This window comes from Bacillus sp. BK450 (assembly GCF_004364885.1).
Classification (GTDB): domain Bacteria; phylum Bacillota; class Bacilli; order Bacillales; family Bacillaceae; genus Bacillus; species Bacillus safensis.
Map to the genome: position 1 here is coordinate 657759 of NZ_SOBQ01000002.1, position 16913 is coordinate 674671.

Annotated in this window: 17 protein-coding genes and 1 other annotated feature; of the genes, 4 read left to right on the forward strand and 13 right to left on the reverse strand. The window is 40.8% G+C overall.

What is annotated here, in order from left to right; translation table 11 throughout:
* Positions 1-29 precede the first annotated feature (29 nt).
* From leuB to ilvE, 6 genes are all read right to left on the reverse strand, one after another.
* Positions 30-1127: a 3-isopropylmalate dehydrogenase gene (gene leuB / locus EV579_RS08595; protein WP_122631801.1), complete on the reverse strand. Its 1098-nt coding sequence runs from the start codon at positions 1125-1127 to the stop codon at positions 30-32.
* Between the two features lie 18 nt (positions 1128-1145).
* On the reverse strand, positions 1146-2699 hold the full coding sequence (locus EV579_RS08600) for a 2-isopropylmalate synthase (RefSeq protein ID WP_024423186.1): 1554 nt from the start codon (positions 2697-2699) through the stop codon (positions 1146-1148).
* Complete coding sequence (gene ilvC / locus EV579_RS08605) at positions 2686-3714, reverse strand: ketol-acid reductoisomerase (protein ID WP_024423187.1); 1029 nt, start codon at positions 3712-3714, stop codon at positions 2686-2688. The genes EV579_RS08600 and ilvC overlap by 14 nt, the downstream gene beginning before the upstream one ends.
* Positions 3715-3732: 18 nt before the next feature.
* Complete coding sequence (gene ilvN / locus EV579_RS08610) at positions 3733-4251, reverse strand: acetolactate synthase small subunit (RefSeq protein WP_007501584.1); 519 nt, start codon at positions 4249-4251, stop codon at positions 3733-3735.
* Positions 4248-5972, reverse strand: a complete 1725-nt coding sequence (gene ilvB / locus EV579_RS08615; protein WP_025092480.1) for an acetolactate synthase large subunit — start codon at positions 5970-5972, stop codon at positions 4248-4250. The genes ilvN and ilvB overlap by 4 nt, the downstream gene beginning before the upstream one ends.
* Positions 5973-6094: 122 nt before the next feature.
* Positions 6095-6341: a binding site (T-box leader), on the reverse strand.
* Between the two features lie 8 nt (positions 6342-6349).
* Entirely contained in the window at positions 6350-7264 is a 915-nt protein-coding gene (gene ilvE, locus EV579_RS08620) for a branched-chain-amino-acid transaminase (protein WP_122631800.1), read from the reverse strand.
* Between the two features lie 432 nt (positions 7265-7696).
* On the opposite strand from ilvE, the gene EV579_RS08625 reads away from it, so the two are divergent.
* Positions 7697-8740 (forward strand): lactonase family protein, encoded by a 1044-nt coding sequence (locus EV579_RS08625; RefSeq protein ID WP_095409219.1) that lies wholly within the window; start codon positions 7697-7699, stop codon positions 8738-8740.
* A 231-nt stretch (positions 8741-8971) separates the two neighbouring features.
* Here EV579_RS08625 and EV579_RS08630 read toward each other — a convergent pair whose 3' ends face one another.
* From EV579_RS08630 to EV579_RS08655, 6 genes are all read right to left on the reverse strand, one after another.
* A complete protein-coding gene (locus tag EV579_RS08630; RefSeq protein ID WP_133744266.1) occupies positions 8972-9391 on the reverse strand; it encodes a YkvA family protein in 420 nt (139 codons plus the stop codon).
* A gap of 70 nt (positions 9392-9461) precedes the next feature.
* The gene (dltD, locus tag EV579_RS08635) at positions 9462-10628 is read right to left on the reverse strand and encodes a D-alanyl-lipoteichoic acid biosynthesis protein DltD (protein WP_025092477.1); all 1167 of its coding nucleotides are present in this window, start codon (positions 10626-10628) and stop codon (positions 9462-9464) included.
* The gene (dltC, locus tag EV579_RS08640) at positions 10628-10864 is read right to left on the reverse strand and encodes a D-alanine--poly(phosphoribitol) ligase subunit 2 (protein WP_024423191.1); all 237 of its coding nucleotides are present in this window, start codon (positions 10862-10864) and stop codon (positions 10628-10630) included. Before dltC ends, dltD begins: the two co-directional genes overlap by 1 nt.
* Positions 10865-10885: 21 nt before the next feature.
* A complete protein-coding gene (gene dltB / locus EV579_RS08645) occupies positions 10886-12070 on the reverse strand; it encodes a D-alanyl-lipoteichoic acid biosynthesis protein DltB (RefSeq protein WP_045034129.1) in 1185 nt (394 codons plus the stop codon).
* Positions 12067-13572 carry a D-alanine--poly(phosphoribitol) ligase subunit DltA gene (gene dltA / locus EV579_RS08650; RefSeq protein ID WP_133744267.1) on the reverse strand — a complete coding sequence of 502 codons (1506 nt, stop codon included), beginning with the start codon at positions 13570-13572 and terminating at the stop codon, positions 12067-12069. The genes dltB and dltA overlap by 4 nt, the downstream gene beginning before the upstream one ends.
* A gap of 14 nt (positions 13573-13586) precedes the next feature.
* Positions 13587-13736: a teichoic acid D-Ala incorporation-associated protein DltX gene (locus tag EV579_RS08655; RefSeq protein WP_024427820.1), complete on the reverse strand. Its 150-nt coding sequence runs from the start codon at positions 13734-13736 to the stop codon at positions 13587-13589.
* A gap of 343 nt (positions 13737-14079) precedes the next feature.
* On the opposite strand from EV579_RS08655, the gene EV579_RS08660 reads away from it, so the two are divergent.
* Entirely contained in the window at positions 14080-14475 is a 396-nt protein-coding gene (locus tag EV579_RS08660; protein WP_024427819.1) for a VOC family protein, read from the forward strand.
* 224 nt (positions 14476-14699) lie between these two features.
* On the opposite strand, the gene EV579_RS08665 is transcribed toward EV579_RS08660, so the two are convergent.
* Positions 14700-14879, reverse strand: coding sequence for a hypothetical protein (locus tag EV579_RS08665; RefSeq protein ID WP_103131868.1), 180 nt, complete (start codon positions 14877-14879; stop codon positions 14700-14702).
* Positions 14880-15070: 191 nt separating this feature from the next.
* Here EV579_RS08665 and EV579_RS08670 point away from each other — a divergent pair, with 191 nt between their 5' ends.
* Together EV579_RS08670 and EV579_RS08675 are read left to right on the forward strand one after the other, a co-directional pair.
* Entirely contained in the window at positions 15071-15259 is a 189-nt protein-coding gene (locus EV579_RS08670; RefSeq protein WP_133744268.1) for a hypothetical protein, read from the forward strand.
* Between the two features lie 94 nt (positions 15260-15353).
* A complete protein-coding gene (locus EV579_RS08675) occupies positions 15354-16901 on the forward strand; it encodes a T7SS effector LXG polymorphic toxin (protein ID WP_133744269.1) in 1548 nt (515 codons plus the stop codon).
* The last annotated feature ends 12 nt before the right edge of the window (positions 16902-16913 follow it).

Consider the following 16913-nt stretch of genomic DNA (forward strand, 5'->3'; position numbering starts at 1 on the left):
TCCCTCTACCTAATTCCACAAGATTCTATTTACACAATGGTTTGCACGCGCTGCTTGAGTGCGTCTACAACCGCATTAGTGATTTCTTCAGTCGTTTGATAAGTTCCCTCTTTTGCTGCTAAATCTTTTGTTCGTTTGCCAGAGGCAAGAACAGCTTCGACAGCTTCTTCTATTGCAGCCGCTTCTTCTTCTAATGCAAAGGATGTTCTAAGCAAGCTTGCTGCTGATAAAATGGTTGCCAGAGGGTTTGCAACGTTTTGCCCCGCAATATCGGGTGCTGAACCATGAATTGGCTCATATAAATGAAGGCCAGTGCTTGATAAACTAGCAGATGGCAGCATGCCGAGTGATCCAGTAATCATAGAAGCTTCGTCACTTAAAATATCACCGAACATATTCTCCGTCACAATGACATCAAATTGAGCGGGCTTGTAAATCAGCTGCATGGCAGCATTGTCGACGAGCATATGCTCAAATTCAACTTCTGGATATTGAGCAGCAACTTCTTCTACTGCATCCCGCCATAGTTTACTAGAAGCAAGAACATTCGCTTTATCCACAGACGTCACTTTTTTCCGTCTTGTTAAGGCCATGTTGAACGCTTCTTTTAATACGCGGACAATTTCTTCCTTTGTATAAAGGAGCGTATCAACGGCAGCTTCTTTTCCTTCATCATCCGTATAGCGTTCGCTTGGTTCACCAAAATAGAGACCGCCAGTTAATTCACGAACGATGACGAAATCAACTCCGTTAATGTGATCTTGTTTTAACGGAGATGCCTCGCTTAAGCTATCGAACACCTTTACAGGGCGGATGTTGGCAAATAAGTCCAGCTGTTTACGAATGGCGAGCAGGCCTTTTTCTGGACGGAGCTCTGGCGGGTTTTGATCCCACTTTGGTCCGCCGACTGCTCCTAATAAAATCGCATCAGCGTTTTTGCATACATCTACTGTTTCCTTTGGAAGCGGGTTATTTTTTTCATCTATTGCGATACCGCCAATAAGCGCAGTTTCAAATTCGAATTCGTGCCTAAATTGAGTCGCTGTCTCTTGAAGGACTGCGACTGCAGATGTCACGACTTCCGGTCCGATTCCATCGCCGGGCAAAAGTGCAATTTTCTTTTTCATGAGAACCTTCCTCCTTTCCTATGAGATCGCGTGATGTTTCTCAATTTCAATCAGATTTGATTTGAAGATTAAATGTCTGTTCACTGCATTGACGTAAGCTTTTGCTGATGCTTCAAGTACATCTTGCGCTACACCGCGCCCTGCTGTTTCTTTTCCTTCTATTGAAACAGTGACATATACTTCTGCTAGTGCATCTCTGCCTTTTCCATTTGATTGAATGCGGTAGTCCAGCAAATGAATTCTTTCTTCCATACAGCGCTCAAGCGTATTGTACACAGCCTCTACACTGCCTGCACCTGTAGCTGCTTCTTGAATGACTTCCTGTGTTTCTTGGTTTTTCAGAGAAACTGTTGCTGTTGGCATTTGTTCTGTTCCATAGTGTACTTGCAGACTTTCAAATTCGTAGCCGATTTTTCGGTCTGCTACTTTTTCTTCTAATATAATAGAGATCAAGTCATCATCTGTAATTTCTTTCTTCTTCTCTGTCAAGTTCTTGAAAGTCTCAAAGAATTTATTGATTTCGTCTTCCGTTAGTTTAAAGCCTAGTGTTTTCATGCGGTCTTTAAACGCGTGTCTTCCGGAGTGTTTTCCAAGGACAAGCACATCTGTTGTCACGCCGACAAGCTCTGGAGAAATAATTTCATAGGTTGTTTTTTCTTTGAGGAAACCATCTTGGTGAATACCTGATTCATGTGCAAATGCGTTGTTTCCAACGACTGCTTTATTACGCGGCACAATCATTCCTGAGTATTTGCTCACTACATCACTTGTACGCTTAATTTCATTCAATTGAATCGTTGATTCGACCTGGTAAAAGTCTTTTCGAATATGAAGAGCTACTGCAATTTCTTCTAACGCGGCATTTCCAGCGCGCTCGCCAATTCCGTTGACAGCCGTTTCAATTTGATCTGCTCCATTTTCAATGGCAGCAAGTGAGTTTGCTACAGCCATTCCTAAATCATCATGACAGTGAGCGGACAAGTTGACGCGGTCGATATTTGGAACGTGTTCCTTCATATATTTAAAGATATTACCGTACTCTTTTGGCGCTAGGTATCCAACTGTATCTGGCAAGTTAATGACACTCGCCCCAGCGTCAATGACCTTTTCTACAATTTCTGCCAAGAAGGCAAGATCTGTACGGCACGCATCTTCTGCTGACCATTGGACAACTGGAAAACGTTCTTTCGCATATTTCACCATTGCGACAGCCTGTTCTACGACTTCTTCACGTGTTTTCTTTAGTTTATGCTTCAGGTGAATATCAGAAGTGGCAATAAAGACATGAAGCCTTGGCTCCACTCCATCTTTTAATGCTTCCCATGCAGCATCAATGTCACCTTTCACACATCGTGCAAGACCAGCAACAGAACAGTTTTTAATCGTTCTTGCAATTTCTTGTACGCCTAAGAAATCCCCTCGGGATGAAGCGGGAAATCCCGCTTCAATGATATTAACCCCAAGGCGCTCAAGCTGCTTTGCAATGATTAGCTTTTCTTGTGCATTTAAGTTCACTCCTGGTGATTGCTCTCCATCCCGAAGTGTTGTGTCAAAAAAATTAATTTTCCGCACCGACGCTCACCGCTTCCTTTTTCTTTCCTTGTTTAACGAAAGGCATCATTTCACGAAGCTTTCTACCAACGATTTCAATTTGGTGCTCATTTTCATTTGCATTGATCGCATTGAAACGTGGACGATTCACTTGGTTTTCAACAATCCATTCTTTTGCAAATGTTCCGTTTTGGATATCAGTCAAAACAGCTTTCATTGATTCTTTTACTTTTGCATCTACAACGCGTGGTCCTGAAACGAAGTCACCCCATTGGGCTGTATCAGAGATTGAATATCTCATGCCTTCTAATCCTTCTTCATACATAAGGTCAACGATCAATTTTAGTTCATGCAGACACTCGAAGTATGCAAGCTCTGGCTGATAACCAGCTTCTGTTAACGTTTCGAATCCTGCTTTTACTAGTGAAGTAAGGCCTCCACAAAGAACTGCCTGCTCACCGAATAGATCCGTTTCTGTTTCTTCCTTAAATGTTGTTTCAAGAACGCCCGCTCTTGCTCCGCCGATCGCTTTCGCATAAGCAAGTGCTTTGTCTTTCGCTTGGCCAGATACATCTTGATAGATAGCAAATAGGGCAGGTACACCAGCGCCTTGCTCATATGTTCTTCTCACAAGATGTCCAGGACCTTTTGGCGCTACAAGATACACGTCTACGTCACTTGGAGGAACAATTTGATGGAAGTGAACATTGAATCCGTGTGCGAATACAAGTGAGTTGCCAGCTTCTAATTGATCTTTGATTTCTTCATCATATACTTTCTTTTGTTGCTCATCTGGAAGTAGTACCATCACGACGTCTGCTTGTGCTGCTGCTTCTTTTACTGTGAATACTTGATGGCCGTCTTCTTGTGCTTTTGTATAAGATCCGCCTTTTCTTACGCCGACGATCACATCTACGCCGCTTTCTTTTAAGTTCAATGCATGTGCATGACCTTGTGAACCGTAACCAATGATTGCTACCTTTTGACCATTTAATACGTTTTCTTGAATATCACCGTTATAATATACTTTTACCATTTGACTCTCTCCTTTTGTTTAGACAATTGAAATTGTTTTATTTGTTTGCGGCTTTTGCTGATTATCTCTCGCAAAGGCCGTGGTGCCAGTTCTGGCGACTTCTTTAATGCCGTATGGCTTAAGTAATTCAATGAGTGCTTCAATTTTTGAAGACTCACCTGTCACCTGAATGACGACACTCTCTCTGCTCACATCTACAATAGAAGCTCTAAACGGTTCAATGACACCCGTGATCTCCATTCTAGATGCTGGTGCAGATACGACTTTTATCAAAGCCAGCTCTCGCTGAACGATTGATTGGTTTGTAATGTCTGTTACTTTCAGCACATCGATTTGTTTGTTCAGCTGTTTTGTCAGCTGTTCGATGTCTTTCTCCTGGTCTACATGGACGACGAACGTGATGCGTGATACATCTTGAATCTCAGAATGGCCGACCGTAATGCTTTCAATGTTGTAGTGTCTTTTAGTAAAGAGGCCTGTGATTCTGTTCAGTACGCCTGATCGATTTAATACAGTCAACACAATAATTCTTTTCAAGGTTTCACCCCCACCATCTCATGAAGTCCTTTCCCCGGTGCTACCATCGGGAATACTTTTTCATCTCGCGCTACATTGACATCGATGAAAACAGGCTCTCTAGAGGTTAAGGCTTCTTCAAGCTTTTCTTTCGCCTCTTCGTCTGATGAGATTCTGATTCCTTTAATGCCATAAGCTTCAGATAATTTGACGAAGTCTGGCTGCTCTGAAAATTTAGAATGTGAGTAGCGTTCTTCGTAGAAAATTTCTTGCCATTGTCTTACCATTCCAAGGCTGTGATTATTGAGTACAATCACTTTGACTGGAAGGTTCAGCTCACGGATAACGGCAAGTTCTTGCAGGGTCATTTGGAAACCTCCGTCTCCTAAAATCGCTACAACGGTTGCCTCTTGATCAGCAAGCTGGGCGCCGATGGCTGCTGGTAATCCGAAGCCCATTGTGCCAAGTCCTCCAGATGTGACCCACTTATCTGCATTTTCAAATGGATAGAACTGTGCCGCCCACATTTGATGCTGTCCGACATCAGTTGCGACAATGGCTTCACCTTTTGTGAATTGATGAATGTATTCAATCAGCTTTTGAGGTTTAAAACCTTCAGCTTCGTTTTCAACGTACCAGAGTGGATATTCTTCCTTCCACTGATCTAATTGATTTTTCCATTCGTCTGATTCCCCTTGCTTCCCGTCTTGCTTGATCAGTTCTTCAAGAACGAGCTTACTGTCTCCAACAACCGGGATATGGGTATGAATGTTCTTGCCGATTTCCGCTGGGTCGATGTCAATATGAGCGACCTTCGCATGTTTCGCAAAATGATTGAGGTTACCTGTTACCCTGTCATCAAATCTTGCTCCGATTGAAATGAGCAGATCACATTGATGAAGAGCCATGTTCGCTGCATATGTGCCATGCATACCAGCCATCCCTAGGAAAAGAGGGTGCTTTGCCGGGAATCCGCCAAGTCCAAGCAATGTATGAGCGACTGGGATTTGCTGCTGCTCTACATACTGTCTTAATTCTTCAGATGCTTTGCCATGAAGTACGCCGGCTCCTGCTAGAATGACTGGTTTTTTCGCTCTACTGACAGCTTCTACTAATTTGCGAATTTGCAAATAGTTCGGCTCTACTTTTGGCTGATAACCAGGTAAATCAATTGGCTGATCATATTCAAAGGTTCCTTCAATGCCTGCGACATCTTTTGGAATATCAATCAAGACTGGACCAGGTCTGCCTGTTGTTGCGATATGGAATGCCTCTTTAATGACGCCCGGTAATTCCTCTGGATTCCTTACCTGGTAGCTGTGCTTTGTAATTGGCATTGTGATGCCGAGTACATCTGCTTCTTGGAATGCATCCGATCCAATGACTGACGTTGCCACCTGCCCTGTGAATACAACAAGGGGAAGTGAATCAATCATTGCATCTGCAATTCCTGTCACAAGGTTTGTCGCTCCCGGCCCTGATGTGGCAATGACAACACCCGGTTTACCAGATACTCTTGCGTATCCTTCTGCTGCGTGAATCGCTCCCTGCTCATGTCTTGGCAGGACATGAAATAAACCAGAATCGTAAATTTTATCGTAGATTGGCAAAACTGCTCCGCCCGGATAGCCAAAAATGACTTCTACTTTTTCTCTTTTGAGTGCTTCAATTAACATGAGTGCACCGTTCATCGTTTGTGGTGCTTTTGATTTTTCCGTCTCCATTTGTACATTTGTCCCCATTTGATTTCCTCCTCTTTGTCTTGCTTCAGTCAAGTCCTTTCACCCTTTTCCATTCAAGATAGAGATATGAGACCATATAAAAAAGCCTTCTCACCCCACAATGACACTACTTTTCACTAGGTCAAAGGGGCGAAAAAGCTTTGTTTTTCGCGGTACCACCCTTGTTCACGGCAAACCCTGCTGCCGTCTCATGGACATCTTTCGTCCATTTTGGTAACGAGTGAGCAATGTCACTCGGCCTGCCCTACTATCATTTCAAGCAGACACTCAGAGGTGAGTTCACTTTAGAAAGTAACACCGGTTTCCAGCTAGCACCGGCTCTCTGTAGATACTGACTCTAAAGCTACTAGTCCTCTTCAACGTTTATCGATATCTATTTAACTTGCATGAATGTTTTCATCTGCAAAAACGACTTTTTCTCCCTCTTCAACTACTCGCTTACGGAATTGTTCAAGAAGTTTGTTTGTGTGGAACCCAGGTTTTCCTTCACCGATTGTACGGCCGTCAACTTTTACAACGGCGATGACTTCGGCTGCGGTTCCTGTTAGAAATACTTCTTCAGCTGTATACACATCATGTCTTGTGAATGGTTCTTCTTTCACTTCGTAGCCTAAGTCTTCTGCAATCTCCATGATGGCATTTCTTGTGATGCCTTCAAGTGCGCCAATATAACCTGGCGGTGTAAAAAGCTTACCTTTTTTATAAATAAACACGTTGTCTGCAGAACCTTCCGCCACGTACCCTTGATCGTTCAGCATCAGCGCTTCACTCACACCGGCCATATGGGCTTCGATTCGGACAAGAATGTTATTCAAATAATTTAATGATTTCACTTTTGGGCTAAGGACATCTGGACGATTTCGTCTTGTTGGAACCGTCACAATATCAATACCCGTTTCATATAGGTGCTTTGGAAAAATGGCCAGCGGCTCTACAATGATCACTGTATTGGCTCTCCCGCAGTTGTTAGGATCTAACCCAAGATCACCTGCTCCTCTTGAGACGACAAGGCGGATATAGGCATCCTTTAAGCCATTCCTTTCAACGGTATGAATCATTTTTTCCGTGAGTTCCTCAAGTGAATATGGAATGTTCAGCATAATGGATCTAGCGGAATCATACAGGCGGTCTAAATGTTCTTTCATTCGAAAGATATTTCCGTTATACACGCGAATCCCTTCGAAAACACCGTCGCCATATAAGAAGCCATGATCGTAAACTGAAATTTTCGCATCCTCTTTTTTCACGAGTTCATCGTTTAAAAAGATCCACTGTTCCTTTTGGTCTTCCATTTTCAGTGAGCACCCTCTCTTTCAAACAAAAAGTAGTTGAATTTTCAGACACTTTATATTGAAGTGTCTCTCGCTTGCACTGCGTGTTTGTTTAGCTTTTGTTGAACCCATCTTACGCCGCTTTCCATACAGTGTCAACAGCATTTTTAAAATTATTAGACAATTTAGACTAATCAAAATTAAATGTATACGCTTACACCTTTGCTAGACAAGGAATGAAAAAACTTAAAATTTTTTGTATTTTTTCTTCAATTTATTTACTTTACATGAACGGTTTTCTTTTGAGAAAACTTTTGTGATATTTTTTCACAACATTTTTGATGAATATTGTGAGATTTCTTTGGCTTTGTTTTTCTTTTGGCATGCCTTTCTAAAGCGTTTTCCTATGAATTTATGATAGAATGAGAGCATCTAATAGAAGGAGGGCAATACATGGCTAACATCAGAGGTTATATCGGTACGTATACAAAGGGAGACAGTAAAGGTGTTTATACGTTTACATTAAATACGGACAAGCAGCAGATTGAGCAAGTAGAAGTTGCTGCTGAACTTGAAAATCCTACATATTTAACCGTGTCAGAGGATCAAAAGTTTGTTTATGCTGTTGTGAAAAAAGGATCACAGGGCGGCCTTGCTGCGTATCAAATTGATTCAACAACAGGCAGACTTCACTTCATCAACCAAGAGCTTGCCGATGGAGCTTCTCCTTGCCACGTCAGCGTGGACAGTCAAACGAAAACGGCGTATACCGCGAATTATCATAAAGGGACAGCAGAGATGTATGAAATCGATGCTGAAAATGGCTCAGTGATCCGCACACTCTCACAGGCGCAGCATGAAGGAACTGGCCCTAACGAAGATCGTCAGGAAAAACCGCACACTCACTTTATGGGTCTCACGCCAGATGAACAATTTGCAGTGGCTGTTGACCTTGGAACAGATGGAATTTATACGTATAAGAAAGAAGACGGCAAACTTGAGCTTGCTCATACATTTGAAACAAAGCCAGGCAGCGGACCTCGTCATATCACATTCCACCCAACGAAACCTGTGGCATATGTCATGACAGAGCTAAGCTCCGAGGTCATTGTGCTTCGTTACTTTGAAGATGGTCATTTTGAAGAAATCCAAACAATCGCGACCATTCCAAGCGATTTTACAGAGAACAATCAAGGCAGTGCCATTCATGTCTCTTCAGACGGCCAATTTGTTTATGCAGGAAATCGCGGTCATGACAGCATTGCGATTTTTAAAGCAGACGCTGACGGCCAATTAAGTCTTGTCGAGATTGCTTCTTCTGAAGGAAACTGGCCTAGAGATTTTGTACTTGATCCAACAGAAGAATTCCTCGTCGGTTCAAACCAAGAATCTAGCAATCTTGTGTTATACAAACGCGACAAAGAAACAGGACGACTCACTGTCTTACAATCAGACATTACCGTCCCTCATCCAGTTTGCGTGAAATTTTTAGGGTAAAGAAAAAAGCCTCCAATAACGGAGGCTTCAGATTGTTGCCAAAGGGCTAAAATGAAAATCATTTTAGCCCTTTGTCTTCTTTTCAGCGTGATAGAAAACCTTTGCAGCCCTAGGAAGGACGAGCACCGGAGCGGAGCGAATTGAAACATTCGTGAGCACTGGAGCGCAGACCTGACAACGAATGCGAGGGTTTGTCTACACGCTAAAGCCTCCAATAACGGAGGCTTTTCTTTATACAGACGGCATACCGCTATCTTCAAGCTTTTGATCAATCAAAGACGTATCGGTTTTTTCGCCGAACCATTTTGACAGCCTGTCTTTTGCTTTCCCTTTCACATCATCATCAATGTACATTGCTACTTGAAGCAAAGCAAATGTAATGGCTCCTAAATCATCTGTATAGCCGACACCAATCAATGTATCCGGAATGAGATCAAGTGGAAGGATAAAGTAGCCGAGTGCTCCAATAATCAAGGTCTTTGCTTTGACCGGCACTTCGGGTTTTTGCAATGTATAGTAAAGTAATAGCACAGCATAGACAAGAGAGACACCAGCTTTTTGTGCCGTCTTTTTTAACTTTTCCCAAAAGGCATGATCATTAAAATGCTTCTTCGAACGCTTTAATAGTTCTTTTTTCTCAGAACGATTCATCATATCGCCTCCATCTACAGCATAGCCCTTTTCCCTTAGTTATACAAGATATCCGCTGATTCGACACATTCTACTGCTCTTTGTAAAACTTTTCAATTGCCTTATCGATGTACACCCATCCTTTATAAGACACATGAATCGTATCTTTAAAGAAATATGGATCGTACTCATGCTTAGTCAAATCCGCGACTTCATACCCATTATCTCGAATTTGACGATTGATTTTTTCATAATAACCTGTACGGCCTTCTTTCGGAAAACCGGTGTAGTCATACCACTTTCCGTTGACAGGAATCGTTACAAACAAAGGCTTTGCCCCTGCCTGTTTTAAAATATCAAGCATGATTTGAAAATCTTTGTATTCTGGTGATTCCGCATAAGAATGACCTTCACGGGAATCCTTCATCTTTTTCATGATCGGTTTCAGCTTGTGGTCAAACAGTTTTTGATTAATATAAAACGGGTTGTCCCCTGCTCTTTTCGCACCAAAAATGCTCGCTTCTTTTTCAAGCTCAGCCCATGTTTTTCCTTTGACTGAAGGAGACGGTTGAAGCTTGCGCTCATGCCCCGATCCAATCGTATAGTACATGTCTTTCTTTTGAAGCATGCCATAGTACATTTTCGCAATAGGAGAAATCGCGCCATAAGCGAACTTGTTCCCAGATAACTCTGCTTTAAAAAGCTCTGTAATCACCATGTCATTTTTGACTGCTTTAAACTTCATGATTCTTTTGATGAGCTCTTTTTTCACAGTTGGATCAATTTCTTTATTATAGGCGAGATTAAGTGCTTGAAGCGCTGAATAGTTAGGTGCAAAGTGATTCTCGTCAGATCCCCATTTCACAAACCACTGCGGGGACACGATAAATACAAGCTTCTTCCCTTTTAATTCATCCATATGCGCTGCAAAGTTCATCGCATGAATTAATGATTGCGATCCACCTTTTCCAATAAGATAAGGTGTAAACCCTTGAGGATTCTCATGAAAGAAATTCGAAGGGTGATATGGATCAAAACGTGATAGTTCAGAAGATCCATAGATCGGCAAATAAGTTGGATCTTTTAGCATTTCATCTTGTAAATAGAGCCCTTGGAACATCCCTGGATCTAATTCTGTGGCTGACTTTTGTAATTTGTCTTTTGGGATCAGGTGTGAGAGCCATGCATTTGGTACAAGAAGAACACCAATGAATAGAACAGCCGCTAAAATAAGCGGCCCAAAAAAACGCTTTTTCATTACTTCATCTCTGCCAGCTGCTCAGCAATATGATTCGGCGTATCCCACACATCACGATCGAATTCTGTAATCGGAACAGTGATTCCGAGTTGACTTTCAATTGCCATAAGCAGTTCTACTGTACCAAATGAATCAAGAAGCCCTTCTTCAAAAATCGCAATCTCTGGATTTTCTTTCACAACGTCGTCCTGACAAACCTCTGCAATAATACCGTATACTTGATTTTTAAATTCCATAATTTTCTACTCCCTTAATCATTAATGATGAAATGGTTTTCCTGAAAAAATATAAAATCCGAAACAAATCACATGGAATGTAATAATGATCGACACAACCATTGTGACCTTATTATCCGGCCACCACTTGTGCTTTTTATTCCATTTCTCAAATAAATTGTAACCGGACATGACAACTGCATGATATAGTCCGTAAATAATATATTGAAGGGCAAGACCATGCCAAGCACCCATCAATAGAAAGAGGACAAAGTACCCAATATTTGATACAGCCATTCGGTTCTTGATCCACTTCTTTTTAGTCATAAAGAACACAAATCTCATAAACACGTAGTCTCTGAACCAGAAGGACAGGGACATATGCCAGCGATTCCAGAAGTCTTTAATGTTTCGGCTGATAAACGGTTTATTAAAGTTCTCTGGTGATTTAATGCCCATAATATAACTCACACCTACAGCAAATGCTGTATATCCAGCAAAGTCAAAGAACAAATACATGCTGTAAGCATACATATACGTTAACTGCTGAACAAAGTGACTGCTGCTAATATGATGAATATTCATCAGAATATATGTGTGAATTAGATAACCAATAATGAACTTATATAAGAAGCCAATGAAAATTTTATGAATACCGGCATATAGAAGATCACTGTATGCTTCCTTTTCAGGCGGTGTATCCATATCTTTTTCAAATCGGCGGTAACGGTCAATCGGACCTGATGAAATCGTCGGGAAAAAGACAATGAAATAGACCAAACGGTGAATCGGAATTTTCTTCTTAATCAAGCCGTCTCTTGTCTCGATAATTAACTGAACACCTTTAAATGTTAAGTACGAGATCCCCAAAAAGCTCAGCCAGTTTATTGGCGGCGGCTGGTGCGGCTGATGAGTTAAAAAGAACGGTAAAATCTTAGACAGCACAAGCGGCAAAATAGATGCCACCACTGCTGCATAGAAAACAGATGCCTGATTCGCCTTTAACCTGTATGCAAGGTACAGGCGGATGATGAAGACTTGCCACACCGTGAACAAGAAGAGCAGCAGCGCGCCATGGGCATCCTTTGAGAAAATAAGTGCCAGCGCCACAACCGTTGCAAACATGTTGTAGCCCTGCATTCTTTTGCCGCGAAGACCAAGAATGATCGTCGGCAAAAGAAGAATACCAATTAGAATGAAGAAAAAGAATGAACTAAACGGAATCATAGAAGAACCTCTTTCGCGATTCTCTTACGGTCAACCTTCCCGTTTGGCGTCATGTACAGCTGCTCAAGATAGACAAACTTTCTTGGGATCATGTACGCTGGCAGTGAATCCGCCATTTCTTTCTTAATCGCGCTTGTCAGCTGATACTCTTTTTCAAATGAATGAGCTGCTGGAACAATCGCTGCAATCAAGTACTCAACATGACCGTTTGGCTGGAATGGCACAATCACACAAGCATTGACATAGGTTGTCTCGCTTACATGATATTCAATTTCTTCAAGCTCCATCCGGTATCCATGAAGCTTAATTTGATAGTCGAGACGGCCATGGCACGTAATTAAACCATCCTGCGCCACACCTGCGTCACCTGTACGGTAAGCAGGACGTCCTTCGTATTCAAAGAACACTTTATCTGTCAAGGCTTGTTCACCTAAGTAGCCTCTCGTGACGCTTGGCCCCACGATGACAATTTCTCCTTTTTCACCATCAGGAAGTGTCTTGCCTTCTTCATCTAAAATGACGATGTCTGTATCAGGTTTGGCATAGCCGACTGGTAAAGAATCGTGCTGATCAAGAATCGCCTGCGTCACTTCAATCGATGTGATCGCAACAGTTGCTTCAGTTGGACCATACGTATTAAAGACCTGCGCCTTTGGAAAACGCTCCAGAAGTGCACTTGCTACAGCTACAGGAAGCGCCTCACCGCAGAACAAGAAAACTTTCAGCTCAGGTAAAAGCTCCCCTGTAAAGGAAGGGTCCATTAAACACATTTGCACAAAAGAAGGTGTTGATGTCCACACTTCAACGTCAGATTGACCAAGTGCTGCAAACATATCCTTTGGCTTATTGACGAGATCTTTTACTAAACAGTAAAGCGTGCCGCCTGATTGAAGCGCTGGATAAAGATCCATCACTGATAAGTCAAAAGAAAATGGTGCTTGATTTAAGAATGTGCGTCCCTCACCAATTGGGAAATCCCGGCACATCCACTCTGTAAAGCTTTCTAAATTATTGGCTGTTACCTGAACGCCTTTCGGTTTTCCGGTACTGCCAGACGTATAAATAATGTAGAAAACATCATCTTGTTGAACCCACTGCGTGGCTGGCGGTGTTTCTTTTTCAAGTGCTAAAAGCGATGCCGCACTCTTCACTTCAATGTGTTCTTCTACATCTAATACATTCTGCTCATTTGCACATATCAATAGACTGGCTTTTGAGCTTTCAATGATTGAGACGATGCGCTCGACAGGTATCGAGATGTCGACCGGAATATAAGGTCTGCCTGATTTCACACTGCCTAAGAAAGATATCAGCATCTCTGGCTCCATATGACCGTAGACAATGACAGGTTCACTGCCAGCTGCGACTGCATCGATCGCACCAGCCATTTGGTCTGATAAATGCCAAAGCTCATCATATGTGATCGACGCCTGTTGAGAAACAAATGCTGGCTGTGTTGGTTTCGTTTGCTGGTATTCATGAATCGTTTGTAATAGTTTCATAATTTAATCTCCAATTAAAAATCGTTGTAAATGAATGATCCCGTATTTGCTGTGTGGAACCCGTAAATAAAGAACAATAATAGCAAAATAAGTAAGTAAAAGCTTGTATATCCTATCCATTTTACAGACTTATTTTCTGATAGCTTTTTGAATAGCATATTGATAACCTCTTTTCTTTTGACACTTATAGAGACGCATGACTCATTCAAAGAGTTTCATCTCAAAACATAAAAATTTTAAGAAATCATGAAAAAAAGATGAAGAATCGATTAACGTGTCTTTAGGCAAAGCTGTCTTATTGTAACAAAGATTTAATGTATTTGAAATGAAATCCGAGCTTAAATTTGCCTTAAAATTGCTGAAAGCTTTCGATAAGCAGCATATTCTTTTTTAGATTTATTCATTAACAGCTAAATAATTAAATAGAGTTTAATAGAGTTCCTTATTCATCTGAATTAAGTTACATTAAATCATATAATAATTAATCTTCTAAATGGGGGTCATCTATTGTCAAAAGGGCTTATTCATCATATTGAACTAAATGTTTCGAATTTAAAGAATTCGATTATTTTTTGGGGGTGGTTTTTAGAGGAGTTAGGCTACGAGCCGTATCAAACCTGGGAAAGCGGTCGAAGTTGGAAATTGGGAGAAACTTATATCGTTTTTGTACAAACGGAGGAACGATTTATGGACATACCCTATCATAGACGCAGGGCAGGTCTAAACCACCTGGCTTTTCATGCCAGTTCCAGGCAGCAAGTAGATGATATGACTGAAAAGTTAAAAAGCATGGGGGTTAAAATTCTTTATACCGATACACACCCCTTCGCAGGCGGCGATAAACATTACGCTGTTTATTTTGAAGATCCTGATAGAATGAAAGTTGAATTGGTGGCACCTTAATTTAGTTTGATTAGAGAAATAAAAGAACCCATGATTTCATGGGTTTCTCGTCATTGCATGATAAGAAAATCCGAAGGCAAGCGGGTTCTCGTTTTGATCTTATACACCTTACTTTTTTTAGTTGGAGAAAGAATATTCTTTCTTTTGCATATTTACCGCTTTATAATGCCTTTTTCATTAGGGAGGTTAATTTAAAAATGCCCTTCCAATGGAGGGCGGTGCTATTAACTATTTTCTTTTGAGTATTTCTTAATCAATGCTTCGCTAATCCTGCTTACGATATAGATCGCAACCGCTATAATCAGCATCAACGGAAACATGCTTAAACGACCGTCTGCAACATATACAATGATCCCCACAATGATAGCCACCACAATTGCCGTTAAAAAATGCTTCACCGCCATTTCACCCCTTTGTATAAATCATATACATTTTATTACACAAAAGATTTAATTGAAATGATTTCCATAAAATCAGCAAGTTTCATTTGTCCGCTCTTAAAGTAGATTGCTATCTCCCTATGTTGTTCGCACAATCTTCATATGTTAAAATCAACTAAAATATCTATTTAATGGATCAATCAGGAGGTCATTAAGTGTCACAGCAAAGCACGCCATCCAAAATGTTATTAATTACTTTACCCAGCGCTATGATTGCCCTTGTGATGATCTTAGGGAAAATTGATACACCTGTAACAAATGTTTTATTTTATCTTGTGGCTTTCAGTGTGATGGGTTTAGTTGTTGCAAGCTTAGTAAAAGACTACAGAAAAAAGAAAAATTAACTCCTCATCTTGGGAGCTGTCGTTTATGCAGCTCCCTTTCTTTATGTGGACGCTTAATTGCTTCGAGTACTAACAGAAAGTAAAGGAGAACGGAATGAAAACCCTTGATGTCATTGAGTTGAAGAATGGAATTGACCAAACGCTGAACAAGTTGAAGCAGCAAACACAGAATGTTAAGTCCCTAGAAAAACAAATCAATCAAATCATCTCCTTAGATAGCGCATTAAAGGGAGAAGCTGGACAAGCGATAAAAGATTTTTATATCGAGTGTCACATTCCTTTTTTGCAATTCTTTCAGATCGTCATTGAAGAATACAGTGGTGCACTAAAAAAGACAAAACAGGCACTTCATGCTTTTGAATCAAACCCGAATGGTTTTATCTCTCAATCATTCATTGAACACGAGCTTGACCAAGGGTTAAAAAAAGCCGAACGGACTATTTCTGATATTGTATCCGATGTGAATCAAGCCCTCAGCAGGGTCAGCCATATTGCGCATTTGCCTCATGTAGACGAATCTACTTTCCAACAAAGCTATCAAAAAGCTTGGCTTGAGACGTCCAAAACCATCGGACTACTTCATGCATTTGACAGAGAACAAACAAGTGCTCTAAATGAAACAAAAAGTTCCCTTCACACAATGAAGCAATACATAGATACTTTAAGCAAGATGTTCACTAGCCCGAAAATTGAAATTACCAGTTATCAAAAAGGCTCTATTTTCAAAGGTGGAAAAGAAGAAAAAATCAGCAGCAACATCAGCGGATTGAATGAAAAAATAGACAACCCTAAAGAAAATCCAATGACGATCATACTGAAGAAGCTGAATGATAAAGAGCGATCAAATGTGGATACGATTTTAAATAGGAAACCGTCTAATAAAAACAATCAAAACGCTGTGTTCGTAAATGGAAAAGTATATAATACAAATGAAAAGATTGACTTCGCAAATGCCAAAACAGTTGAAGTTATTCGAGATGGAATGCTATATCGGTTACGAATATCGGATCAAAACAAAGTGAATATTGAAAGCATCACAAAGATTTCCGACTTGAAACAAACCTCAAACATCTTAAATACAGCGGTTGAATTTACAGGAATAAATGATGCCATTCGAGTCATCACAGGAAGAGACCCTGTAACAGGTGACAAAGTCGCTGACATGGACCGTCTAGTATCAAGCTTGTACATGATACCCGGAGCTAAAATCGCTAAAGTTGGAAAATACGTTTTTAAAATAATGAAAGGAGAGAAAGTAGCCAAGAAGATTGTCAAAACACCTTCCTTCGGCAAACACTCCGTACCAAAAGGTCCTTATCGTGAAGTAAATGGTTTCCCAGCAAAAGTAAAACCAGGAGCTCAAGAAAAACATATTCCTGATGCACCTAACTATAAACAGGAGATAGCTAATGGAAAGAAAAAAAGCATCTTTTACGGTGACAATAAAAAAGCCCAAGAATTGCTTGATAAATATGCTGGTACAGGACACATCCCATCAAAAGGAAGAGAAGTTGTTAAATTTGATCACAAAATAGGTAAAGCATATGACTTAGAAACTGGAAAATATATAGAAACAGATAGAGGAACAATACATTACTCAAAAGATGGTGCTCACATAGTTCCAACAAAACCAATACCATAAAAAAGGATTGAT